19 protein-coding genes are annotated in these 22973 nt (G+C 72.3%); 6 read left to right on the forward strand and 13 right to left on the reverse strand.

The window, feature by feature from the left end:
• Positions 1-9: 9 nt before the first annotated feature.
• Positions 10-2472 carry an ATP-dependent zinc metalloprotease FtsH gene (ftsH, locus tag ABD250_RS05980; protein WP_344391225.1) on the reverse strand — a complete coding sequence of 821 codons (2463 nt, stop codon included), beginning with the start codon at positions 2470-2472 and terminating at the stop codon, positions 10-12.
• 166 nt (positions 2473-2638) lie between these two features.
• Here ftsH and ABD250_RS05985 point away from each other — a divergent pair, with 166 nt between their 5' ends.
• Entirely contained in the window at positions 2639-3967 is a 1329-nt protein-coding gene (locus tag ABD250_RS05985) for an amidase (RefSeq protein WP_344391227.1), read from the forward strand.
• Positions 3968-4027: 60 nt separating this feature from the next.
• On the opposite strand, the gene ABD250_RS05990 is transcribed toward ABD250_RS05985, so the two are convergent.
• The 6 genes from ABD250_RS05990 to dacB form a co-directional block, all read right to left on the reverse strand.
• Positions 4028-4264: a DUF1059 domain-containing protein gene (locus ABD250_RS05990; RefSeq protein ID WP_344391229.1), complete on the reverse strand. Its 237-nt coding sequence runs from the start codon at positions 4262-4264 to the stop codon at positions 4028-4030.
• Positions 4265-4381: 117 nt separating this feature from the next.
• Positions 4382-5224: a sigma-70 family RNA polymerase sigma factor gene (locus ABD250_RS05995; RefSeq protein WP_344391231.1), complete on the reverse strand. Its 843-nt coding sequence runs from the start codon at positions 5222-5224 to the stop codon at positions 4382-4384.
• A gap of 7 nt (positions 5225-5231) precedes the next feature.
• On the reverse strand, positions 5232-6782 hold the full coding sequence (locus ABD250_RS06000) for an acyl-CoA synthetase (RefSeq protein WP_182659415.1): 1551 nt from the start codon (positions 6780-6782) through the stop codon (positions 5232-5234).
• 68 nt (positions 6783-6850) lie between these two features.
• On the reverse strand, positions 6851-7408 hold the full coding sequence (hpt, locus tag ABD250_RS06005) for a hypoxanthine phosphoribosyltransferase (protein ID WP_182610652.1): 558 nt from the start codon (positions 7406-7408) through the stop codon (positions 6851-6853).
• Positions 7409-8485 carry a tRNA lysidine(34) synthetase TilS gene (gene tilS, locus ABD250_RS06010; RefSeq protein ID WP_425551868.1) on the reverse strand — a complete coding sequence of 359 codons (1077 nt, stop codon included), beginning with the start codon at positions 8483-8485 and terminating at the stop codon, positions 7409-7411.
• A complete protein-coding gene (gene dacB, locus ABD250_RS06015; protein WP_344391234.1) occupies positions 8472-9866 on the reverse strand; it encodes a D-alanyl-D-alanine carboxypeptidase/D-alanyl-D-alanine endopeptidase in 1395 nt (464 codons plus the stop codon). The genes tilS and dacB overlap by 14 nt, the downstream gene beginning before the upstream one ends.
• Positions 9867-10043: 177 nt before the next feature.
• On the opposite strand from dacB, the gene ABD250_RS06020 reads away from it, so the two are divergent.
• Entirely contained in the window at positions 10044-10556 is a 513-nt protein-coding gene (locus ABD250_RS06020; RefSeq protein ID WP_179524465.1) for an inorganic diphosphatase, read from the forward strand.
• Positions 10557-10732: 176 nt separating this feature from the next.
• On the opposite strand, the gene ABD250_RS06025 is transcribed toward ABD250_RS06020, so the two are convergent.
• The 3 genes from ABD250_RS06025 to ABD250_RS06035 form a co-directional block, all read right to left on the reverse strand.
• Positions 10733-11596, reverse strand: coding sequence for a crotonase/enoyl-CoA hydratase family protein (locus ABD250_RS06025; protein WP_179524464.1), 864 nt, complete (start codon positions 11594-11596; stop codon positions 10733-10735).
• Between the two features lie 23 nt (positions 11597-11619).
• A complete protein-coding gene (locus tag ABD250_RS06030) occupies positions 11620-11826 on the reverse strand; it encodes a PspC domain-containing protein (protein WP_182644919.1) in 207 nt (68 codons plus the stop codon).
• Positions 11827-12001: 175 nt separating this feature from the next.
• Entirely contained in the window at positions 12002-12826 is an 825-nt protein-coding gene (locus ABD250_RS06035; protein ID WP_182658177.1) for an SDR family oxidoreductase, read from the reverse strand.
• 67 nt (positions 12827-12893) lie between these two features.
• Between ABD250_RS06035 and ABD250_RS06040 the strand changes: the two genes are divergently transcribed.
• The gene (locus ABD250_RS06040) at positions 12894-16745 is read left to right on the forward strand and encodes a Pls/PosA family non-ribosomal peptide synthetase (RefSeq protein WP_182617501.1); all 3852 of its coding nucleotides are present in this window, start codon (positions 12894-12896) and stop codon (positions 16743-16745) included.
• A gap of 49 nt (positions 16746-16794) precedes the next feature.
• Here ABD250_RS06040 and ABD250_RS06045 read toward each other — a convergent pair whose 3' ends face one another.
• Positions 16795-17202 (reverse strand): winged helix-turn-helix domain-containing protein, encoded by a 408-nt coding sequence (locus ABD250_RS06045; protein WP_344391243.1) that lies wholly within the window; start codon positions 17200-17202, stop codon positions 16795-16797.
• Positions 17199-17648 carry a hypothetical protein gene (locus tag ABD250_RS06050; RefSeq protein ID WP_182658843.1) on the reverse strand — a complete coding sequence of 150 codons (450 nt, stop codon included), beginning with the start codon at positions 17646-17648 and terminating at the stop codon, positions 17199-17201. The genes ABD250_RS06045 and ABD250_RS06050 overlap by 4 nt, the downstream gene beginning before the upstream one ends.
• A 157-nt stretch (positions 17649-17805) precedes the next feature.
• Between ABD250_RS06050 and ABD250_RS06055 the strand changes: the two genes are divergently transcribed.
• From ABD250_RS06055 to ABD250_RS06065, 3 genes are read left to right on the forward strand one after another with little or no spacing between them, the layout of a single operon-like run.
• Positions 17806-19194, forward strand: a complete 1389-nt coding sequence (locus ABD250_RS06055) for a M1 family metallopeptidase (protein ID WP_182658844.1) — start codon at positions 17806-17808, stop codon at positions 19192-19194.
• Positions 19172-20521, forward strand: coding sequence for a polysaccharide biosynthesis protein (locus ABD250_RS06060; protein ID WP_344391245.1), 1350 nt, complete (start codon positions 19172-19174; stop codon positions 20519-20521). The genes ABD250_RS06055 and ABD250_RS06060 overlap by 23 nt, the downstream gene beginning before the upstream one ends.
• Positions 20518-22560 carry an arabinofuranosyltransferase gene (locus ABD250_RS06065; protein ID WP_344391248.1) on the forward strand — a complete coding sequence of 681 codons (2043 nt, stop codon included), beginning with the start codon at positions 20518-20520 and terminating at the stop codon, positions 22558-22560. Before ABD250_RS06060 ends, ABD250_RS06065 begins: the two co-directional genes overlap by 4 nt.
• A 46-nt stretch (positions 22561-22606) precedes the next feature.
• Here ABD250_RS06065 and ABD250_RS06070 read toward each other — a convergent pair whose 3' ends face one another.
• On the reverse strand, positions 22607-22954 hold the full coding sequence (locus tag ABD250_RS06070; RefSeq protein WP_182659255.1) for a hypothetical protein: 348 nt from the start codon (positions 22952-22954) through the stop codon (positions 22607-22609).
• Positions 22955-22973 lie beyond the last annotated feature (19 nt).

A 22973-nucleotide genomic window follows, 5' to 3' on the forward strand; every position in this document is an offset into this window, starting at 1 on the left:
ACCGGGAGGTCAGTCGTCACGTTCCCACGGGGCACGCCACCCGGGTTCCTTGTCCTCGCGTCGCCGCGACCCGCTCCGACGCCCGTCACCGTCGACCGCCGACCACGCCCGGGTCGACCGATCGGACGGCGTGGCGTCCCGGTCCCCCGGGCTGCCGGGCTCCTCGACCGTGGTCTCGGGGTCGGCGGGGGCGGCAGGGAGACGGGTGGTCTCGGACTCGCTCGGACCATACGTCCTGTCCAGGGGACGGTCCACGCCGGGTCCCTGGCCGCCGCCCCGTCCCGGGTCCGGTGCCCGGCCCGGACCCGGCGCCGACGCCCGCGGGGGCCACCCGGGCGCCGACCAGCCGGGGGGCGGTGGCGTGCCGTACGCCGGGATCCCGGAGGACGACGCGCCCGCCGGAACCGACTCACGCTCGCGATCGGTCCGGTCGCCCGGGTCCCGGCCCGCGTCCTGCCCGGTGCCACCTTGCTCTCGGCTCGCCGGGAGGACGGGCATCGAGAACGGGTCGCTCGTCGGTGGCGGCCACGGCTCGCCGCGTTCCTTCGCCAGCTCACCCGGTGTCTTGATGGGCGGCCGGGTCGACGGGACACGACCGGAGAAGTCGTCGAACTCGGTGATCCTCGGACGCTTGACCACGTCCGCGAACAGCCGTTGGAGATCCTCCTGCCGGAGCGTCTCCTTCTCGAGCAGTTCCCCTGCCACGGAGTCGAGGATCTCCCGGTTCTCCTCGAGGACCTTCCACGCCTCGGTGTGCGCGGCGTCGATGATCCGGCGGACCTCGTCGTCGATTGCCTTGGCCACCTCCGGGGAGTACTCGGAGCCCCCGGCGCCGCCGCGTCCGAGGAACGGGTCCCCGCCCTCGCCGCCGTACCTGACCGCCCCGAGCCTGGAACTCATGCCGTACTCGGCGACCATCGTGCGGGCGATCCTGGTGGCCTGCTCGATGTCCGAGCTGGCGCCGGAGGTCGGTTCGCCGAAGACGTACTCCTCGGCTGCGCGGCCGCCCATGGCCATGACGATCCGCGCGATCATGTCCGCGCGGGTCATGAGGGACTTGTCGTCCTCCGGGACGACCAGTGCGTGCCCCCCGGTGCGGCCGCGAGCGAGGATCGTGACCTTGTGGACCGGCTCCAGGTCCTCCATCGCCCACGCCGCGAGCGCGTGACCGGACTCGTGGTAGGCGGTGACCTTCTTCTCGTGCTCGCTGATCACGCGGTGCTTGCGGCGTGGTCCGCCCACGACCCGGTCGGTGGCCTCCTCGAGGATGTCGATCGAGATCTCGTCCCGGCCCATCCGGGCGGCCAGCAGCGCGCCCTCGTTGAGCACGTTGGCCAGGTCCGCGCCGGACATGCCGATCGTGCGCCGGGCCAGCGACCGCATGTCCACGTCGGCGGCCAGGGGCTTGCCCACCGAGTGGACGGCGAGGATGGACTCGCGACCGCGCAGGTCCGGGTTGGTCACCGGCACCTGGCGGTCGAACCGACCGGGCCGCAGCAGGGCCGGATCGAGCACGTCGGGACGGTTGGTCGCCGCGATCATGATGACCGTCTCACGGTCGCTGAACCCGTCCATCTCCACGAGGAGCTGGTTGAGGGTCTGCTCGCGTTCGTCGTGGCCGCCACCCGTCCCGGAGCCGCGGTGCCGACCGACGGCGTCGATCTCGTCGACGAACACGATGCAGGGCGCGTTCTGCTTGGCCTTCTCGAACAGGTCGCGGACACGCGAGGCGCCCACGCCCACGAACATCTCCACGAAGTCCGAGCCCGAGATCGAGAAGAACGGCACCCCTGCCTCGCCGGCCACCGCCCGCGCCAGCAGGGTCTTGCCCGTTCCGGGTGGCCCGTAGAGGAGGACGCCGCGGGGGATCTTGGCGCCCAGGCGCTCGTACCGCGCCGGGTTCTGGAGGAAGTCCTTGATCTCGTTGAGCTCCTCCACGGCCTCGTCCTCACCGGCGACGTCGGCGAACGTGGTCTGCGGCATGTCCTTGGTGAACTCGACGGCCCGCGACTTGCCGACGCCGAACAGGCCGCCCTTGCCGCCCTGCATGCGCGTCATGAAGTAGAACAGGAGCCCGAAGAGGATGAGCATGGGCAGCAGGAACGACAGCATCTGGGTGAGGAAGCCCTGCTGGGTGACGGTGGTGTCGTACTTCTCCGGCTCCGCGGCGGCGATCCGGTCGAAGATCTGGGCCGCCGCCCGCTCCGGGTACTTGGCGAGCAGCTGGTCGGTCTCGTCCGCACCCTCCTCAGGGGTGATCGCCGACTCGAGCGTGAGCCGCAGCTGCTGCTCGCGGTCCTCGATCGTCGCCTCCCTGACGTTCCCGGCGTCGATCTGCGCGAGGGCCACCGAGGTGTCGACCTCCGTGTACCCCCGCTCGTCGTTCGCGAAGAACGAGAAACCGACGATCGCCAGGATGATGACGCCCGCGATCGCCACGTTGCGGAAAACGGTGTTGCTCTTACGTTCCATTCGGTCCTCGAGTGCGAAGGACGGACCCGCCGGTCGGCGGACCTCGTGATGCGACCGACCTCGTCGCCTATCGCCCCAGGCTACCTGCGGGGCACGACAGCCGACCGTGCTGATCGCCGTGGGCGGACAGGCGATCGTGTCGTACGCGCCCCGTACCATCGGGCTCGTGATCACCCCCACCCCGCCCGCGTCCCGGACCGCAGAGGCGGTGCGGTCCGGCGCCGACACCGCGACGGGGGCGCTCGACGCCGCCCTGGACCGGATCGCGCACCTGGATCCGGCACTCCGTGCCTTCACCACTCTCCTCGGGACTGACGGCCGTGCGGCCGCGGCGGCGGTGGACGCCCGGGACGCGGCCGGACGGTCGGGACTGCCCCTGGCCGGGGTCCCCCTGGCCGTCAAGAGCACCGTGACCCTCGACAACCCGGCGATCGCTCCCCTGCTGGCGGCCGGCGCGGTCCCGGTGGGCATCACCGCCGCGCCCCAGCTGTGCGCGTGGGGGATGACGGATTCCGAGGAGCACGGCATCACCCGCAACCCCCTCGACGAGAACCTGTCCGCGGGCGGGTCCTCGGGCGGGTCGGCCGCGGCGGTCGCCGCCGGCATGGTCCCGCTCGCGGTGGGGGACGACGGGATGGGTTCCCTACGGATCCCCGCGGCCGCCTGCGGGATCGTCACCATCAAGCCCGGACCGGGGGTCGTCCCCACCCGACTGGCCGGCGACAACTGGGGCGGCCTCGCGGAGTCGGGGCCCCTGGCCCGGACCGTCGGGGACGTGGCACTGGCACTGTCCGTGATGGCGGGGCGACCGGAGCTCGCCTCCGTCGGAGCCGTGCCCGGCGGGACGCGCGTGGGCTTGTCCGTGATGAGCCCGATCCGGCTGGGCCGGGATCTGGTCCGCGTCCGGGAGCCGTGGACGCGCGCGGCCCGGGAGGCTGCCGATCTGCTCCGGGCCCGGGACCTCGTCGTCGTCGACACCACGCTGCCGTCACCTCGCGACCCGGTGCTCTATCTGGCGCGGTGGACGTCCGCGGTGGCCCGCGCCGCGGAGGACGAGAACCTCCCGCTCTCCGCGATGGAGCGCCGCACCCGACACCACGCCCTGTTGGGCCGCACCGCGTTCCGGAACGGCGGGGCGGGCGACGGGGACACCCGGTGGAACCGGGCGACCGAGGCGCTGCGCACTGAGGTCGAGCGCACGATGGACACCGCCGGCGTGGACGTGTGGCTCACCCCGGCCCTGGCCGACCTGCCACCCGAGGCGACCGACTGGCACCGGCGGTCGTGGGGACGCTCGCTGTGGGCCTCGATGAGGTTCTCCCCGTTCACCCCTCTGGCCAACGTGCTCGGGTGGCCCGCGGTGTCCGTCCCGTGCGGTCGCACCGTGTCCCCGGCCGGCCGGGACATGCCGACCTCGGTGCAACTCGTCGGGCGGCCCGGTTCGGAGCCGACCCTGCTCTCGCTGGCCGCCGAGATCGAGGGGGCCGGGGCCTGACGCGGGCGGGACGGCGACGGGCGGGCCACCCGGGTCAGTCCTGCGGGTCAGTCCTCCGGGTCAGTCCTCCGGCAGCTCGGCGAAGCGCTTCTTGACGTCGTTGTACCACCCGAGCGCCTGCCGGGGCCGCATCCACCGCCCCTTCATCTCCTTCCGCGCGGGCCCGTGTGCCTCGTCCCCCGCCTTGACGAGTTTCTTCAGATGGGCGTCCTGGGCGTTGATCACGTCGTCGGCGGTCTCACCGGAGTGGGCGAGGTCGCAGGGACCTCCGAGATCTCTGCAGGTCATGGTCTTCATGGGGGCGTTCCTCCCGTGTCCGGGTAGCGCGGTGTGCGCTCCTCACCATGATGACGAGCGGCGGGCCGGAGATGTGACCCACCCGAGGCCGGAGAGGCGGCGCCTCCCCGGCGGACGTCAACGCAGGTCGCCGCCCCGCCGGCGGTTGATCGTCTCCAGTGCCTCCGGCTGGGCGCGGAAGTCGATGCGCGTGACCAGTCCACCCGACACGCGGAAGTCGAACGCCACTCGGGCGACTCCGCGGTCGAACCACGCCGCTCCGGGTCGGCCGTGGACGAACACCGGCAGCGCCGCGGCCGCGGCGCCGTTGAAGAACTCCGCCACCGCGTCGCGCCCCTCGATGCGCGCGGGGGTCCCCAGGCCCACGGCGACCGGGTCACCGGCCACCACCACGTCCGGCGCGAGGAGCCCGAGCAGACGGGAGAACTCGCCGTCCCGGGCCGCGGCGAGGAAGGCGTCGACCACGTCCCAGTCCGCCGTTCCCTGACCGCCCGGCGGCGCCGCCACCTTGGACCGGGCCCTGGAGGCGTGCTTGCGGGCGGCGGCCGGGGTGCAGTCCAGGATCCCGGCGATGGTGGCGAAGTCGACGGCGAACGAGTCGTGGAGGACCAGCGCCACCCGCTCGGCGGGGGACAGCCGGTCGAGCACCAGGTGCAGCGCCGACCCCACCGACTCGGCGAGGGCCACCTCCTCGGCGGGGTCGGGATCGGCACCCGGACGATCGGGCGCGTCCCCGGGCACGGGCACCGGCACCGCGGCCTTGAGACGGTCCAGACACACTCTGGTGACCACGGTGGTGAGCCATCCCTGCAGGTTGTCGACGGCGGCGGCGTCGGTCCTCGCCAGCCGCAGCCACGCCTGTTGGACCGCGTCCTCGGCCTCGGCCGGATCACCGAGGACTCGCGCGGCGATCCGGGTGAGTCTCGGTCGCTCGCGTTCGAACTCGCCGGTCAGGTCCATCGGCGCCTCAGGCGACGGTTCCGCTCGTGTAGCGGTCGAGGATCCGGCGCTTGACCAGTTTCCCGGTGGGCGTGCGGGGTAGCTCGTCGACGAAGTCCACCGCCCGCGGGATCTTGAAGTCCGAGATGTGGCCGCGGAGCGATCCGAGGATCTCCTCGCCCAGGTCGGGGTCGTCGGCGCGGTCGGGAGCGGGCACCACCACGGCGTGGACCTTCTCCCCCATCTCCTCGTCCGGGATCCCGATCACCGCGACGTCCTCGACCGCCGGGTGCAGCGCGAGTGCGTTCTCGATCTCCTGCGGGTAGATGTTCACGCCGCCGGAGATGATGGTGAACGCCTTGCGGTCGGTGAGGTAGAGGAAGCGGTCGGAGTCCAGGTAACCCACGTCGCCGAAGGTGGACCAGTTGGGGTGCTCGGGGTGGAAGACGGACGCGGTCTTGTCCGGATCGCCGTGGTAGGCGAAGGTGCCCTCGTCCTGCTGCCAATAGATGGTGCCGATCTCGCCGATGGGCAGCTCGCGGCCCTCCTCGTCGCAGATGTGCGCGATGCCCTTGAGCCCGTCGCGGCCCACCGATCCGGGGCGTTCGAGCGCCTCCTGCGAGTTGATGAACGTGATCCCCATGCCCTCGGTGGCCGAGTAGTACTCGTGGATCACCGAGCCCCACCACTCGATCATCCGGCGCTTGACCTCGGGCGGGCACGGGGCGGCGGCGTGGATCGCGTGGGTCATGCTGGACACGTCGTAACGCATCCGCGTCTCTTCCGGCAGCTTGAGCATGCGCACGAACATCGTCGGCACCCACTGCGAGTGGGTCACGCGGTACTCCTCGATGAGGCGCAGTGACTCCTCGGCGTCGAAGCGGTCCATGAGGATCACGGTCCCGCCGACGGAGTTGACCACGCCGCAGAACCGCAGCGGGGCCGCGTGGTACAGCGGCGCGGGGCACAGATACACGCTGTCGGCGTCGAACGCGTAGAGGAAGCTGAACACCGGGGTGTAGACGTCGGGGACCTCGTCGATCTGCCCCTCCGGCGGGTCCACGCGCACGCCCTTGGGCCGTCCGGTGGTGCCGGAGGAGTAGAGGAAGTCGTGGCCGCGGGGCTGGTCGGCGGGCGGATCAGTGGGCTTGTCGGCCAGCAGTTCTCGGTAGTCCGCGAACCCGTCGAGCGTCCCGCCGAACACCACCCGGTGCTCGACGTCGGGGTGCGCGTCCGGGGACAGGTCGACGTGGTCGGCCACGGGAGCGGAGACGAAGAGGGCGCGGGCACCGCAGTCCCCGATGATGTAGGAGGACTCGTCGGCCGTCAGGTGATGGTTGATGGCGGCGATGTAGAGCCCGACCCGCAGTGCCCCCCAGTAGATCTCGACCATCTCGAGGGTGTTGTCCGAGACCACGGCGATGGTGTCGCCGGGCCGAAGCCCCCAGTCGTCGGTCAGGACGTGCGCGAGCTGGGCCGACCTGGCCTCGAGCTCGGCGTAGGTGATCTGCTCGCCCGTCGCGGGGCGGATCACGGCGGGCTTGTCGGGCGTGGTGGCGGCGAAGGTTCCCGGGAACATGTCGCCAGGCTAACCGCCTCGCGTGACCTGGATCACGAAATTGCCAGACATGTGTCCAACAGCGTCGGTCAGGAGTACATGCGCGGGTGCAGCCGGCCGATGTACGGCAGGTCGCGGTACCGCTCGGCGAAGTCCAGGCCGTACCCCACCACGAACTCGTTGGGGATGTCGAACCCGATCTCCAGGATGTCCAGGTCGGCCTTGACCGCGTCGGGCTTGCGCAGCAGGGTGACGATCTCCAGCGAGCGCGGATTGCGGGTGCGGAGGTTGCGCATCAGCCACGACAGGGTCAGGCCCGAGTCGATGATGTCCTCCACGATGATCACGTCGCGGTCCGCGATGTCGCGGTCGAGGTCCTTGAGGATCCGCACCACTCCCGAGGAGCTGGTGGAGGAGCCGTAGGAACTGACCGCCATGAACTCCAGCTCGGAGGGGATGGTCAGCGCCCGGGCGAAGTCGGAGACGAAGATCGCCGCGCCCTTGAGCACGGCGACCAGCACGACCTCCTGTTCGGAGTCCCGGTAGCGCTCCCCGATCGTCGCGCCCATCTCGGCGATCCGGTCGCGGATCACATCGGTGTCGATGAGCACCGACTCGATCTCGTCGGCGTACTTGTCCGTGCTCATCTACGTCCCCGCTCCACTCGCCCGGTCGATCTCGAGGACCACCTTTCCATGCCGTCGCCGAGCGACCAACCTGCCCCGGCCCGCCGACACACCCGACCCGTCCGGGCCCGTGCCCCCGACCGCCACTCCCCCCTGCCCGTGCCAGTCGGTGACGAGGGCGGCCACCGACGACAGGTGCGCGTACGTGGGCGAGGCGCAGCCGTGGGCCAGCAGCCATCGCCGCAGGACCCGGGTCAGTACGGCGGTCGGCAACGGTTCGAGGACGGAGACGTCCAGTCCGCCGTCTCCGGAGACGGGCACGGCGGCGGCGAGACGGTCCAGCTCGTCGTCGTCGGTCCGGAGCAGCTCCGCGGTCCGCGCCAACCCCTCCGCCACCCCGCCCCCCAGGACGTCCTCGAGGAGGGGGAGCACCTCGCGGCGCAGCCGCACCCGGGTGAAGGCCGGGTCGACGTTGTGCGGATCGTCCCACCAGTCCAGGCCCAGTGCACGGCAGGCGGCGCGGGTGTCGGTCGCGCGCACACCGAGCAGCGGGCGGCCCCACGGCGCGTCCCAGGCGGCCATCCCGCGCAGGGACCGCGCGCCCGAACCGCGGCCGAGGCCCAGCAGGACGGTCTCGGCCTGGTCGTCGAGGGTGTGGGCCAGGAGGACGGGTCGTCCCTCGCGCGAGGCGTCGAGCGCGGCGTACCGCGCGGTGCGCGCGGCGGCCTCGGGGCCGGAACCGTCCGGGTCGACGACGACGACGAGGGCCCGCGACCTCGCACCCAGTCGCTGCGCCGCCTGGCATGCACTCCGGGCGACCTCGTCGGATCCGGTCTGCAGGCCGTGGTCCACGACCAGGGCGGTCACGTCCGCGAACTCGGTCACCGCGGCCGCGGTGAGGGCGAGCGAGTCCGCACCCCCGGACAGCGCCACGCACACCTCGTCGCCCACCTCGGGATGGGTGCGGCGGAACGCCCGCACGGCCGCGCGGACCGTCCACGCCGGGCCGGTCCACCGGGCACTGGTGGGTGGAGCGCCGGTGGACTGGGCGCCGGCGGACCGGGCCTGGGCCCGGTCCGATCCGCTAGCGGCAGCCACAGCTGCGCAGCTCGGCGGCGATCCGGTCGAGGACCGGGCGAGCGACGGTCGGGTCGGTGCCGGAGGCCAGCAACGCGAAGCTCATCGTGCGGCCGTCGGCGCTGGTCACGGTCCCGGCCAGCGCGCTGGTCCCCCTCAGGGTGCCGGTCTTGGCACGCACCCACCCCGCACCCGCCGCCGACGGGCCGTCGAAGCGGTCCGCGAGCGTCCCCGACCCCGCCGCGACGGGCAGGGCGTCGAGCAGGTCGCGCAACTCCCTGGTCGCGTCGGGGGCGGCGGCGGTGCGCAGGACGTCGGTCAGGGCGGCCGCCGAGAGCCGGTTGCCGGCGCTCATGCCCGAGCAGTCGTCGAGTCGGACCCCGGACATGTCGAGACCCCGCTCGGCGAGGGTGTCCACCACGGCGGTGGTCCCGGCCGTGAACCCGACCGCCTGGTCCGGGTTCCGGTCGAGCGCCACCTCCCGGCAGATCGCCTCCGCCAGCACGTTGTCCGAGTGGACGAGCATCGACCGCACCCGCTCGGTGAGCGGCGCGGAGGACACGCGACCGAACTCCTCCGTCGTCTCCACCGGCTCCTCCGAGACCTGCACCTCGGCGGGGTCCACGCCCAGCTCACGGGCCAGTGCCCGGCCGGCCGCCAGCGTGGGCTCGGAGGTGCGGGGCGAGTACTCGTCCGCCGGGTCCAGCCGACCGGCGTCGAGCATCCACGCCTGGACCGGGGCGATGTTCCCCGCCGCGATGTCGACCGGGGACCACCCGGGGCCGAGGCGCGGGCCGGTGTACGGACCCGGGGCCACCACGATGCGCGCGGGGGTCTGGCCGGCCGTGCGCACGACCCCCGCGGCCTGCGCGATCGTGGCTGCGCCGGGGAAGAGCGGGCCGGGTTCGGCGGAGCCGGACATGGTGGGGTCGCCACCCGGGATCACCACGAGGGTGTCGGGCCGGGTGCCGCGCGCCAGGACGGTGTCGACGCGGGCGTCGGCGGGCAGTCGGCTGAGCGCGGCGACGGCCGTGAGCAGCTTGACGGTGGAGGCCGGGACCCTGGCGTCGCGTGGGCGGCGCTCCCACAAAACCTGCCCGGTGGCGTCGTCCACCACGCTCGCGGTGAGGTCCCCGACCGCGGGCGACGAGGCCAGCGGCCCCAGGATGCCGTCGAGGGCGGCCGGGTCGGGCGTCGGTGCGTCGTCACCGGCGGCCACGAGTCCGGGCGACGGCGGGGGCGAGGCGGACGCGGACACGTCCCGGCCGGCACGCAGCTCCCCCTCGACATCGGTGAGGAGTGCCGCCACCACGAGGCCCGCCACCAGCAGCGCGACGGTGACGAGGACGACCCCGATCCGCCACGCCGGGCCCCGCCCCCGCCACACGCGCCGTTCGGTCACCGACCCCCACCCTCCCGGACTCACCCCGCACCCGACCGGGCAGCGGCCATCAACCACCCACGCTAGCGGGCGACCTGACGACGAGCGCCCCCGGTGCCGAACCGGCCTACTACACTCGACGCGAATTCCCGGGCGCGCGTCCGGGGTCCCGAGAACGCCGATCAGCGAGGTACGCCAGTGTCCGTCGAAGTGACCATCGAGATCCCCAAGGGCTCGCGCAACAAGTACGAGATCCACCACGAGACCGGGAAGATCTACCTCGACCGGTTCCTGTTCACCTCGATGGGCTACCCGGCCGACTACGGCTACATCGACCACACCCTGGCCGACGACGGCGACCCGTGCGACGCGCTGGTCCTGCTCGACGAGTCGGTGTACCCCGGCGTGATCGTCAACTCCCGCGTCGTGGGCGTCTACACGATGTCGGACGAGGCCGGCGGCGACGACAAGCTGCTGTGCGTGCCGGCCCTGGACCCGCGGTGGGAGCACATCCAGGACGTGAACGACGTCCCGGAGTACGAGCTCAAGGCGATCGAGCACTTCTTCCTCCACTACAAGGACCTCGAGCCGGGCAAGCACGTCACCCCCGGCGAGTGGCGGGACAAGGCCCACGGCGAGAAGCTCGTGGCCGAGGGGATCGAGAACTATGGCACGCATCCTGAGGAGAAGGCCGAGCCCAACCGCGGCTGACCCCGGCCCGCCGCATCCCGTCCCACGACGACGCGAAGAGCGTTCCGCACACATCGCCCGAGAGGCGGGTGCGCGGAACGCTCTTGTCGATGCAGGAGGCGGGTGTGCCGGCCGGGCCAGGCGAGGCGGGGCGGGGCGGGGCGGGGCGAGCCTGGCGGGGCGGTCTGCGCCGGGACTCAGCGGCCGGTGAACCTGGCCTCGCGCTTCTCCAGCGTCGCCGAGATGGCCTCCATCATGTCGGCGGAGGCGAGGAAGCCCGCGTTCCACGTGGCCACGTAGCGGTTGTTCTCGTAGATCTGTCCCTCGATGCCGCGGTTCAACACCTCGCGGGTCCCGCGGACGACGAGCGGGGGGTTGCCCGCGATCTCGGCGGCGGTGGCGTGGGCCGAGTCCAACACGCCGGCGGCGTCCTCGGCCACGTGGGTGACCAGCCCGTAGCGCAGGGCGGTCTCCGCGTCGATGTCCCGTCCGGTCAGGGCGAGCTCCCGGGTCAGCCCCTGGCCGATGATGTGGGGCAGCCGCGCGAGCGACCCCATGTCGGCCACGATCCCCACCTTGACCTCGCGGATCGAGTAGGAGGAATCGGCGGCACCGTGGCGGACGTCGCACGCGGAGATCAGGTCCACGGCGCCCCCGATGCAGCGGCCCTGGACCGCCGCGACAGTCGGGGTCTTGGCCGACGCCACCGAGTCGATGGCGCGGCGCATGTTCTCCACGAAGTCCAGGATCCGCTCGTTACGAGAGGCGTCCGGGGTCTTGTCCTGGGGCAGGAAGTCCATGAACTGCGGCATCATCGCCATCAGATCCAACCCGTAGGAGAAGTTCCGGCCCTCACCGGCGATGACGGCGGCGCGGACCTCCGGATCGGCGTCGAGTTCCGCCATCACACGGGGCATCTCCGCCCAGAAGTCGGGCCCCATACCGTTGTGGGGGCCGGGCCCGATCAGCGTCACCTGCGCGACGAACGGGTCCCGGACCCCCTTCTCGATGCGGACGGAGGAGTACTGACCGGGCGCGGCTGAGGTGTCTGGAGTGCTCATGCGCTCAGCCTGCCATGGCCTCCTCAGGCGCGGGCGTCAGGCATGACGAACCACAGGATCACGTAGAGCAGCACCTGCGGCCCGGGCAGCAGCAGCGAGGCCACGAACAGGACGCGGACCAACACCGGGTCCAGCCCGAAGTAGTCGGCCAGTCCGCCGCACACGCCCCCGATCCAGCGGTCCTCGGACCTGGTCAGTCGCTTGGGCTGGGAGTCTGAAGGGTAGGTCATGACGTGTCACCTCGTCGTCGTCGGAAATTGGTGGCCGGGGACCTCTCCCCGATGACCTCCAGTCTCCTCCCCCGCAGCGTCCACCACATCCGGGACGGACCCCGAATCCGACCCTGAACCGCGCCTCGGGGTGGGGACGCGGGAGCGGGCGCGGACTCAGCTGTGGAACTCGCCCTCAGGTGTGGAACTCGCCGCAGTCCACGGTGAGGGTCTGGCCGGTGATCGCCGACGCGGCGTCCGAGAGCAGGAACACCACCGGGTCGACGATCTCGCGCTCGCCGGGCAGGCGGCGCAGGTCCATCTTCTCGGCGGTGTGGGCGTAGACGTCCTCCACGGTCCCGCCGTACTTGCCCGCCAGGTGTTCGAAGTACCCCTTGAGGGTCTCGCCGTAGATGTACCCGGGCGCCACGGTGTTGACGCGGATCCCACGCGGTCCGAGCTCGGTGGCCAGGGAATGCCCCAGCGCGACGAGGGCGGTCTTGGCGATCTTGTAGCCGGCGTAGCGCTCGCGGGAATGGTGGATGACGGCCGAGGCCATCATCACCACGGAGCTGCTCGCGGGCGCGGCGTCGATCTGCTCCGCATCCGGGGTCTCCGCGCCCGCCTCGAGCAACGGGGTGAACTCCTGGGTGGTGCGGAGCGCGCCGAGGACCGACAGGTCGATCCCCCGCGAGATCTGCTCGTGGTCGGTCTGGGCCAGCGGCTTCATGCTGGGCACGGCGAACGCGCTGTAGACCAGGCCGTGGACCGCGTCGGTGTGCTGGGCGACGGTCTCCCGCAGCGCCCGCACGGAGTCGGGCTCCGTGGCGTCCACCGCGGCGGCGATCGCGGTGCCACCGGCGGCACGGACCTCGTCGACGATCCCGTCGAGCCGGGAGGCGGTGCGGGCGGCCACGACGACGGTCGCCCCCTGTTCGGCTGCCCGCAGGGCGAGGGTCCGCCCGAAACCGGGCCCCGCTCCCACGATCACGACGGTCTTGCCCTGGAGAGGTTCTGACATGAGTCAATAGAACCAGTTCTACCCACGCTGTGGGGGGAAGTTCATCCGACCGGGATACCATCCGCACGTGCACACCATCCCTGAGCAGTATCTTCGCAGCTCACAGGCCCCGAGCCCCCGGACATTGCTGGACGTCCTGGGCTCCGCGGCCCAGGGTCACCCGGACGCCCCGTGCCTCGACGACGGAGCGCGCGTGTTGAGCTACCGCGAGGTGTGGGAGGAGATCCACACCTCGGCACGCTGGATGCAGCAGCAGGGGGTCGGGGCGGGCGACCGGGTGGGCATCCACATGCCCTCCGGCGGCGTCGAGTTGTACCTGGCGATCCTGTCGACCCTCGCCGCCGGGGCGGCGTACGTCCCCGTGGACGTGGACGATCCGGCCGACCGCGCCGAGCTGGTGTTCGGGCAGGCGCAGGTGGCGGCCGTCTACACCGCCCAGGGGATGCGGGTCACCGACCCCGGACGTCCGGCCGACCCGTCGCGACACCGGGCCCCCACCGTCGACGACGACTGCTGGATCATCTTCACCTCCGGCACCACCGGCCTGCCGAAGGGTGTGGCGGTGACCCACCGCAGCGCGGCCGCGTTCGTGGACGCCGAATCGCGGATCTTCCTCACCGGCGCCCCGCTCGGCCCGGGCGACCGGGTGCTGGCGGGGTTGTCCGTGGCGTTCGACGCCTCCTGCGAGGAGATGTGGTTGGCCTGGGCACACGGGGCGTGCCTGGTGCCCGCGCCCCGGTCGATCGTCAAGTCCGGGCTCGACCTGGGCCCGTGGCTGCGCGACCGCGGGATCACGGTGATCTCCACCGTCCCGACCCTGGCCTCGATATGGCCGGAGGAGATGCTCGCCGACATCCGCCTGGTGATCCTCGGCGGCGAGGCCTGCCCGCCCGAGCTCGCCGCGCGACTCGCGGGAGACGGCCGGGAGGTCTGGAACACCTACGGGCCGACCGAGGCCACCGTGGTGGCGTGCGCGGCGCAGCTGGACGGCAGGGGTGAGGTCTCGATCGGCCTGCCGCTGGACGGATGGGACCTGGCCGTGGTCGACGCCACGGGACTGCCTGTCGGCTACGGCGAGTCCGGCGAGCTGGTGATCGGTGGCGTCGGACTGGCCCGATACCTCGACCCGGACAAGGACGCCGAGAAGTACGCGCCCATGGAGACCCTCGGGTGGGAGCGCGCCTACCGGTCCGGCGACGTCGTGCGCCTCGAGGCCGACGGCCTGTACTTCACCGGCCGCGTGGACGACCAGGTCAAGATCGGTGGACGCCGTCTCGAGCTGGGTGAGGTCGACACCGCCGTGTCCGCCCTGCCCGGCGTGAGCGCGGGAGCCGCCGCGGTCAAGAAGACCGACGCGGGCCAGTCCGTGCTGGTGGCCTATCTCGTGGCCGACGACCCCGTGGGCTTCGACCTCGCCGACGCCGCCGGGATCCTGCGCGACCGCCTGCCGGCGGGTGTGGTCCCCCGGCTGACCCTCGTCGACGAGTTGCCCACCCGCACCTCGGGGAAGGTCGACCGCGCGGCCCTGCCGTGGCCCCTCGCACAGACCTCGGCCGCCGAGACCGAGCTGGACGGCACCGACGCGTGGGTGGCCGAACTGTGGTCCTCGGCCCTCGGTGCCGACGTCTCCGGGGTGGACGAGGACTTCTTCGCACTGGGAGGGGGCTCGCTCGCCGCCGCCCACGTGGTGGTGGCGGTCCGGGAGCGCTTCCCCGGCGTCACCGTGGGGGACATCTACGACCGCCCGCGCCTGGGCGACTTCGCGGGATACCTCGACGAGCTCGAGCCGGTGGCCACGGTGGAACCGCGACACGTCAGACCGGTCGGCCGCGGTGCGCAGGTGGTGCAGGTCCTGGCGACCCTCCCGCTGCTGACGGTCACGGGGCTGCAGTGGCTCACCTGGCTGGGGATCGCCAACAACGTCGCCGCCTCCGTGGGAATCCCCTGGGCGCGCCCGGTCTCGTGGTGGGTGCTCGGGATCCTCGCGGTGTTGCTGCTGTTGCCCGCGGGCCGCACGGTGGTGACGGGGCTCCTCTGCCGGGTCCTCATGGCCGGGGTCACCCCGGGCACCTATCCGCGGGGCGGCTCGGTCCACCTTCGCCTCTGGGCGGCCGAACGGCTGGTCGAGGCCTCCGGCGTCGCCAACCTCGAGGGCGCCGGCTGGCTCACACCGTTCGCGCGGCTTCTCGGCGCGTCGATCGGCCACGGCGTGGACATGCACACCCTGCCCCCCGTCACCGGGCTGCTGACCGTGGGCGACGGGGCCTCCATCGAGCCCGAGGTCGACCTGGCCGGGCACTGGATCGACGGCGACGTCCTGCACATCGGAGCCGTGGCGATCGGCGAGAACGCGGTGGTGGGAGCCCGGTCCACACTGCTGCCCGGCGCGGTGGTCGGCAGCGGCGCGCACGTGGAGATCGGGTCCGCCGTGGTGGGCACCGTCAAGGCCGGGAAGCGCTACGCGGGCTCACCCGCCCTCAAGCGGGGCAAGCGGGGCTCGAGCTGGCCGGCCGAACCCGCACCCCGCAGTCGCGTGTGGAGCGTGATCTACCAGCTCTCGGCGGTGGCCCTCGGCGCGATGCCGCTACTCGCCCTGGCCGCCGGACTCGCGGTGGTGGCCTGGGGGGCGCGGGACGCCACGACCCCCGGCCAGCTGTTCCTGAGTACCACCCTGTGGTCGGTCCCCGGGACGCTGCTCGCGCTCGCGTTGTTCGCCGCGCTCACGCTGGTGTCGGTCCGTGCGCTCTCGGTGGGCCTCGAGGAGGGGTTCCACCCGGTTCACTCGCGCATCGCGTGGCAGGCCTGGTGCAGCGAGCGCATCATGGACGCCTCGCGGAACTGGCTGTACCCGCTCTACGCCTCGATGCTCACCCCGATGTGGCTCCGGGCGCTGGGCGCGCGGATCGGCAAGGACGTGGAGGCCTCGACCGTCCTGCTCATCCCCTCGCTCACCACCGTCCGGGACGGGGCGTTCCTCGCCGACGACACGATGGTCGCGCCGTACGAACTGGGATCGGGCTGGATGCGGTTGGAGCAGGCGCAGGTCGGCAAACGCGCGTTCCTGGGCAACTCCGGAATCGCGTCCGCCGGCCGCAAGGTCCCCGCGCGCGGGCTGGTCGCCGTGCTGTCCTCCGCGCCGCAGAAGGCCAAGAAGGGCACCTCGTGGCTCGGTTCACCGCCGCAGAAATTGCCCAGGGCCGTGACCGACGGCGAGAGCGATGTGCGCACCTACCAGCCGCCCCGGCGCCTCAAGGTGGCCCGCGGCGCCTGGGAGACCCTGCGCCTGGTCCCCGTGTGGCTCTCGTTCCTGCTGCTGGTCAGCGTCCTGGTCGTGATGCAGGAGATCCACCGGGAATGGGGCTTCGGCGTCGCGGCGCTGGCCTCCGGGGTCACCCTCGCGTACGCCGGACTCGTGGCCCTGTTCGTCTCGGTGCTGGCCAAGTGGCTCCTGGTGGGCAGGATCCGCGCGGGCGAACAACCCCTGTGGTCCTCCTTCGTGTGGCGCAACGAGGTCGCCGACTCGTTCGTCGAACTCCTCGCCGCGCCCTGGATGGCCCGCCCCGCCTCCGGCACCCCGATCCTCACCGTCATGCTGCGGCTGCTCGGGTCGCGCATCGGCCGGGGTGTGTGGTGCGAGTCCTACTGGCTCCCCGAGGCCGACCTGGTCTCCCTGGGCGACGCCGTCACCGTCAACCGCGGCTGCGTGGTGCAGACCCACCTGTTCCACGACCGCATCATGCAGATCGACCGGGTGGACATGGCCGACGGCGCCACCCTGGGCTGCCACTGTGTGACCCTCCCGGCGTCCTCGATCGGCGACGGCTCCACCGTGGGCCCGGCGTCGCTCGTCATGCGCGGCGACCGTATCCCCCCGGGCACCCGCTGGCAGGGCAACCCGATCGCGCCCTGGCGGGGCTGAGCGGGGCGCACCCGGGCGGGACGCACGAGGGCAGAGGCGCCCGCGTGTGTCAGCCGCCGGCGATCGCGCGGAGCGCCTCCAGGTGTGACCCGTAGGCCCTGCGCCCCTCGCGACTGAGCGCCAACCAGGTCCGGGGTCGCTTGCCCACGTACCCTTTGCGGACTTTGACGTACCCGGCCTTCTCGAGCACCGCGACCTGCTTGGACAGCGTCGAGTCGGACACCTCGACGGCGTCGCGGATCGTGGCGAACTCGGCGTCGTCGACCCCCGCCAGGGCGGCGACGATGGAGAACCTCACCGGCGCGTGGATGACCTCGTCGAGCCGGTGCCGCGCGTGCCCGTCCGGCCGGGTGCCTGCGTCAGGGGCGGCACCGTCGTGGGCGGGTGCGGCGGCGTCGGGGGCGGCGGTGTCGGGGGCGACGGGCGCGGCAGGGGCATCGCCCTGCGGGCCGGTCACCGGGCGGCACCCCGGCGTGCGATGCGCGCGGCGGCGATCAGTCCGGGCACCGCCACCAGCACCGCACCGAGGAGGTACCACCAGGGGGTGAGGCCGATCGTGGTGCGGATGACGTGCAACCCGGTGACGACGACGAGGACCACCACGCCGGAGCCCGCGACCCCCCAGAGGTACGTCCGGGCCGAACCACGGTGACTGGCGCCGATCGATCGCCGCTGCCAGAAGATCACGGCGAACAGCAGCACCACGTACGCCACCATTGCCCAGTTGGAGAAAATTATCGCGATGGTCCCGGCACCCATCACCACCGCGATGACGGCGGCGAACCAGGCGAAGACCTGGGCGTCGCGCGTGGAGCTCACCGGCGGGCGACCCTCGACCTCCGCGAGGAGCCGGGCGGCCTCGGCGCGATCGAGCTCGCCGGTGGTGCGGTTCTCCGTGGTCATGACGACACCTTCCTCGTGACGGTCCCGGGAGTGTCCACCCGGGAAATGACTAGACCATAGGCAACTACTTTCCACTTTGGCAAGTAGTTTCTGCCGCCCGGCCGCCGGGGGCGGTGCCGATCACCCCGGGTCCACTACACTCGCGCAGGTCATGGAATTGAAGGCAGTCAAGAAGGACCTCATCGCCAAGATCGCAGCCCCCCGCGATTCGTCGCGCGCCGATCCGGTCGACCCCTACCTGCCCAGCGCCGGGAACCACGGCTACCGGGTGACCCGGTACGAACTGGACCTCACCTACAAGATGAGCTCCAACAACCTGCGTGGCCAGGCCGTCATCACCGCCACGGCCACCGAACCGCTCGACTCGGTGCAGCTCGACCTGTCCCCCCACCTCGACGTGTCCAAGGTGTCTCTCGACCGCGGTCGGGTCGCCAGGTACAGCCGACCGCGGGGCAAGCTCACCGTCACCCCGGCCGAGCCGATCCCCGTCGGTGCCGCGTTCACGCTCACCATCCGGTACGCGGGCAACCCGCGCCCGATCCGTGGCGCATGGGGTGAGGTCGGGTGGGAGGAACTGACCGACGGGGTCCTGGTGGCCAACCAGCCCAACGGCGCCGCCAGCTGGTTCCCGTGCGACGACCACCCGTCGTCCAAGGCCCCGTTCCGGATCCGGCTCACCACCGACTCCCCGTACCGCGCGGTCGTGACCGGTTCGCTGGTGGGCAAGAAGCGCAGCGGCAGCACCACCACCTGGGAGTTCGACCTCCCGCAGCCCACCTCCACCTACCTCGTGACGATCAACCTGGGGCAGTACGAGCACCTGGAGGTGACGGGTGGGGCGGTGCCGTTCCACGCCTACCTGCCCGCGGACCTCAAGCGGGACTTCCGGGTGGCGTTCGCCCGGCAGCTCGAGATGATCGAGGTCTTCACCGACCTGTTCGGCCCGTACCCGTTCGGTGAGTACAAGGTGGTGGTGACCGACGACGAGCTGGAGATCCCCCTCGAGGCGATGGGCATGTCCACGTTCGGCCGCAACACCGCCGAGGCGGGCACGGACGACGAGCGGCTGATCGCCCACGAACTCGCGCACCAGTGGTTCGGCAACGCCGTCACCGCCGCCGAATGGAAGCACATCTGGCTCCACGAGGGCTTCGCCTGCTACGCCGAGTGGCTGTGGACCGAGTTCTCCGGCGGCGCGGACGCGGGCAGCCACGCGCTGCGCTACTACTCCAAGCTGCAGAACTCACCCCAGGACCTGCTCCTGGCCGACCCCGGCCCCAAGGACATGTTCGACGACCGCGTCTACAAGCGCGGCGCGCTCACCCTGCACGCCCTTCGCCTGACGATCGGCGACGAGCAGTTCTTCCAGCTGCTGCGTGACTGGGTGACCAAGTACTCGGGCAGCACCGCGACCACCGACGACTTCCTGCACATGGCCGCCGACCACTCCCCCGTCGACCTGCGTCCCCTGTGGTCCGCGTGGCTGTTCTCGGAACCGCTGCCACCCACCCTCGGCATCCCCGATGACCACGCCGGCCGCCGCTGAACCGACGCCCACGGCCGGCCGCCGCGCCGCGGGTGGGATGCGGGCCCTGACTCTGGCGACGGTGTTCGCCGCCGCCTCCGGCTACCTGGTCATGCTGGTCGCCGGCCGGGCGCTGGGCCCGGCGGACTACCCCCTCTTCGCCACCTACTGGGGCGCGTTCTTCGCCCTGGGCGGGGTGGCCAACGGACTCATGCAGGAGGCCACGCGGGCCGTGCGGTCGGCGCGGGTGGGCCCGACACCGGACACCGTGCGATTGGGTCACGCCCCGGCACCGGACACGAGGGGCCACGCCCCGGCCCCGGGTACGGGCGGCCGGGTCCGACTCCTGCCCGCCGGGCTGATGCTGGGCCTGGCGCTGGCCGCGGTCGTGGCGGTGAGCGCTCCCGCCTGGCCCGCCCTGGGCCTGCCCACCTTCTCCGGGGTGGGCGTCGCGGTGATGGCGGTCGGGATCCTCGGCTTCAGCCTCCAGGCCGCTACGGCCGGGGCGCTCTCGGGGTCCGAGCGCTGGGGCCTGTACGCGGTGTTGCTCACCGTGGACGCCGCACTGCGACTGGTGGTGGCCGGGCTGGCGTGGTGGGCCGGCGACGCCGGACTCGGGTTCGCGCTCGCCACCGTCGCGGGCACGCTCACCTGGGCCCTGATGGTCTCGCTCTCCCCGGCCACCCGCGAGGCGCTGGCCCGCGCGCTCGACGTGGGGCGTCGACGGTTCTGGCGCAACACCGCCTCGGCGATGCTGGCCTCGGCGGGGACGGCGGCGCTCGTGGTGGGCTTCCCCGTGTTCGTCACCGCCACCGTCCGCGAGTCGGACCCCGCGCCACTGGTCGGCGCGGTCATCCTGGCCATCACCCTCACCCGCGCCCCCCTGCTCGTGCCGCTGACCAGCTTCCAGAGCGCGATCATCGTCTACTTCGTGCAGCGTCGCGAGCTCGGACCGCGCGCCCTGGCCGCGCCCCTCGGCCTGGTCACCGCGGTCGGCCTGGTGGGCGCGGGCGCCGCCTGGCTCGTGGGACCGTGGCTCATCCGCGTGTTGTTCGGCGCCGAGTTCGAGCTCCCCGGGGCGGTCCTGGCCGCCCTCACCGCGGCCTCCGTGGGCACCGCCGCGCTCATGGTCACGGGCAATGCCGCGCTGGCGTTCGATCGACATCTGCTCTACAACCTCGGCTGGTGGGTAGCGGTGCTGGCCGCCCTGATCCTCCTGGTCTCGGTACCCGGCCCGCTCGACGTTCGATCGGCCATCGCCCTCCTCGCCGGACCCGGCATCGGAGTGGTGGTGCACGTCGTGGGCCTCGCGGTGATCGCCCGACTCGACCCGGAGCCCGCCCGATGAGCGAGGCCCGGCTGCTCCTGCGGCGTGGGAGCGAACTCGTGGCGGGGCTCGTGGTGGCCGCGCTCGTCGGCGCGCTGACCCTCACGGCGATCGACGCGCTGTCCCTGCCGGAGCCCAGCTGGTTGCCCGAGGCTCTGGGCGCCACCGTCGCCGCGGGACTGGTCGCGCTGGCCGGCTGGCTCCTGCTGCGCGGGGGGCGCCGGGGCCGAGGCAGCGGCCGCGGTACCGGCGAGCGCGCCCTGTGGTTCCTCGGGACCGCGGGCCCCGCGTTCCTGGCCTCCTCCCACCTCGGGCTGCTGCTGAACGGCACCCCGCACTATCTCTTCGGGCTCGGCGGCGACCAGCTCAACCGCGTCGCCTACGTGACCCGCTTCGCCGACTCCCCCGCGCTGAGCGACCCCTTCTACGCCGATGCCGCCCCCTTCTACCCGCCGCAGTGGTTCTGGGTGGGCGGGCGACTGGCCGCGCTGGCGGGGGTCGAGGCATGGGAGTTCTACAAGCCCTACGCGATCGTCACCATGGCGATCGCGGGCGCGATCGCGTTTGTCGCCTGGCGCTGGCTGGTGCCGACGCGGCTGGCCGTGCTGTTCGGTCTGGTCACCGCGGTCGTCGGCGGGCACACTAACGCCTACGAGCCCTACTCGTGGATCCTCATCTGCCTGCTCCCGCAGGTCGTGGTGGCGACCTTCCTGCTCTGCGCACGCGCCGCCGCGCGCTCGCGGGACCCCGGGGCCGGCCGACCCACGTGGCCGCTGGTCGTGACGATCGGCGTCTACCTCGGCTGGGCCGCGCTGGCGTACACGCTCATCGCGGGTGTCGCGGCGTTGCTGGTCGCCCTCGTCGTCGTCGTCGTCGTCGTCGACATAGTGCGCCACCGCGCCGACCGCCGCGTCGTCGGCGCGCTGATCGCCCACCTGGCCGCGACGGCCGGCATCTCCATGCTGATCGCGCTGGTGTTCTGGCACCGCTTCCTCCTGGCGGTGCTCGGTGGCGCCGAGACCGAGTCGTCCGTGGCCAACGATTTCGCCCCGGAGATCGGTTCCCGCTGGCCGCTGCCGATGTTCGAGGTGTCCGCCGCCGGCCTGCTGTGTCTGATCGGGCTGGCGTGGGTGGTGGTGACGGTGTGGCCGGACCGTGCCGGCCGGCTCGCAGACCGCGGTGCGGCGTCCCTGGGCGCCCGGATCGGAGACCGGGGAGCCAGCCGTCGCCACGCTGATGACCACGACTACGACGACGACGAGGCCACCCACTCACCGGGCTGGCCGCTGCCGGCACCGGACCGCGGTCTCGTGCTGGCGCAGGCCCTGGGGTTGATGGTCGTCACGGCGTTCGGCTGGTACGCGCTCTCGGGGCTGCGGGCGGTCACCGGGTCCACGCTGCTGCCGTTCCGGCTGATCCCGGTAGTCACGCTGGCACTCGCGCTCGCGGGGGTGGTCGGCTCGCTCGCCCTGGCCCGGTGGGCGCTGGCCACGTCGCCCGCGGATTCGCGCGGCCGGGTCACCGCGGTGGCCGTGGTGGTGGCCGGTCTGGCCGCGATCCAGATGGTGCAGCACGTCTCGGAGGAGGACTCGCGGTTCGCCGCCGCAGCCCGCGAGGCCCCCGCGGCCCCGTTGGAGGTGCTGGAGGCGATCGACGAGATGACCCCCGGGCGGGAGCCCTCGGACCTGGTGGTCCTCACGTCGGTCCCGACCGTCTACGCCTACCGCCCGTATTTCACCTTCCAGGCACCCGCGCAGGCCTACGCCACCCCGGCCGGTCGCTACACCGCACGGACGGACGAGGTCCGGGAGTGGGCCTCCATCGACTCCCCCCGCGAGCTGGCCGCCGCGATGGACTCAGGCCCGTTCCGCGGCCCGGACGTGATGGTGTTCGATCGGGAGGGCTCGAGGAACTGGGTGGTCCCGGTGGCGATCAACGAGATGCCCCTGGCCCGGAACAACAGTCGGGAGAAGATCCGGTTCCACCCGGAGCAGTTCGAGGACCCGGCACTGTTCGACGTCCGCGAGGTGGGCTCGAGAGTGGTGGTCGTGCGGCGGTGACCGGGCCGGGCCGGAGGCCGGGCGAGGCGCGGTGTCGCCGGCGTCGTCAGCCGGGGCGCAGCGTCGACGGCGCCGGGAACGGTGCGACGATCTCGCGGCCGACCTCCTCGATCGCGTCCGTGAGCGCCGTCGATAAGACGATCCGGTCCTCGTCGAGGTGGGAGATCCGCACCACGGTGTCGCGGCCGTTCTCGTGGAACAGGAAACGCTCCATGAGGAACCGCAGACCGATCCCCTCGAGTACGTCCTCCGCCCTGTGCCAGTCGTCGACCGCATCGAGCGGGCGGCCGAGCCGGTCGATCGGCACGAGCAGCGGCTCGGCGGTGGTCATGTCGATCCAGCCGATCAGTTCGCCGTCCTCACGGCGGTGCGGGATCCACGCCTCGGGGATCATCCCGGCCTCCTCTCGTGCC

This window comes from Dietzia cercidiphylli, from assembly GCF_039531545.1.
In the GTDB taxonomy this organism is placed as follows: domain Bacteria; phylum Actinomycetota; class Actinomycetes; order Mycobacteriales; family Mycobacteriaceae; genus Dietzia; species Dietzia natronolimnaea.

Excerpts from the sequence above, each read along its gene's own strand:
- ABD250_RS06065 (WP_344391248.1), top strand. The coding sequence starts at position 20,518 with ATGAGCGAGGCCCGGCTGCTCCTGCGGCGTGGGAGCGAACTCGTGGCG.
- ABD250_RS06025 (WP_179524464.1), bottom strand. The coding sequence starts at position 11,596 with ATGAGCACTCCAGACACCTCAGCCGCGCCCGGTCAGTACTCCTCCGTC.
- ABD250_RS05995 (WP_344391231.1), bottom strand. The coding sequence starts at position 5,224 with ATGGACCTGACCGGCGAGTTCGAACGCGAGCGACCGAGACTCACCCGG.
- ABD250_RS06070 (WP_182659255.1), bottom strand. The coding sequence starts at position 22,954 with ATGATCCCCGAGGCGTGGATCCCGCACCGCCGTGAGGACGGCGAACTG.
- ABD250_RS06030 (WP_182644919.1), bottom strand. The coding sequence starts at position 11,826 with ATGACCTACCCTTCAGACTCCCAGCCCAAGCGACTGACCAGGTCCGAG.
- ftsH (WP_344391225.1), bottom strand. The coding sequence starts at position 2,472 with ATGGAACGTAAGAGCAACACCGTTTTCCGCAACGTGGCGATCGCGGGC.
- ABD250_RS06060 (WP_344391245.1), top strand. The coding sequence starts at position 19,172 with ATGACCACGCCGGCCGCCGCTGAACCGACGCCCACGGCCGGCCGCCGC.
- ABD250_RS06050 (WP_182658843.1), bottom strand. The coding sequence starts at position 17,648 with ATGACCACGGAGAACCGCACCACCGGCGAGCTCGATCGCGCCGAGGCC.
- ABD250_RS06035 (WP_182658177.1), bottom strand. The coding sequence starts at position 12,826 with ATGTCAGAACCTCTCCAGGGCAAGACCGTCGTGATCGTGGGAGCGGGG.
- hpt (WP_182610652.1), bottom strand. The coding sequence starts at position 7,408 with ATGAGCACGGACAAGTACGCCGACGAGATCGAGTCGGTGCTCATCGAC.
- ABD250_RS06000 (WP_182659415.1), bottom strand. The coding sequence starts at position 6,782 with ATGTTCCCGGGAACCTTCGCCGCCACCACGCCCGACAAGCCCGCCGTG.
- ABD250_RS05990 (WP_344391229.1), bottom strand. The coding sequence starts at position 4,264 with ATGAAGACCATGACCTGCAGAGATCTCGGAGGTCCCTGCGACCTCGCC.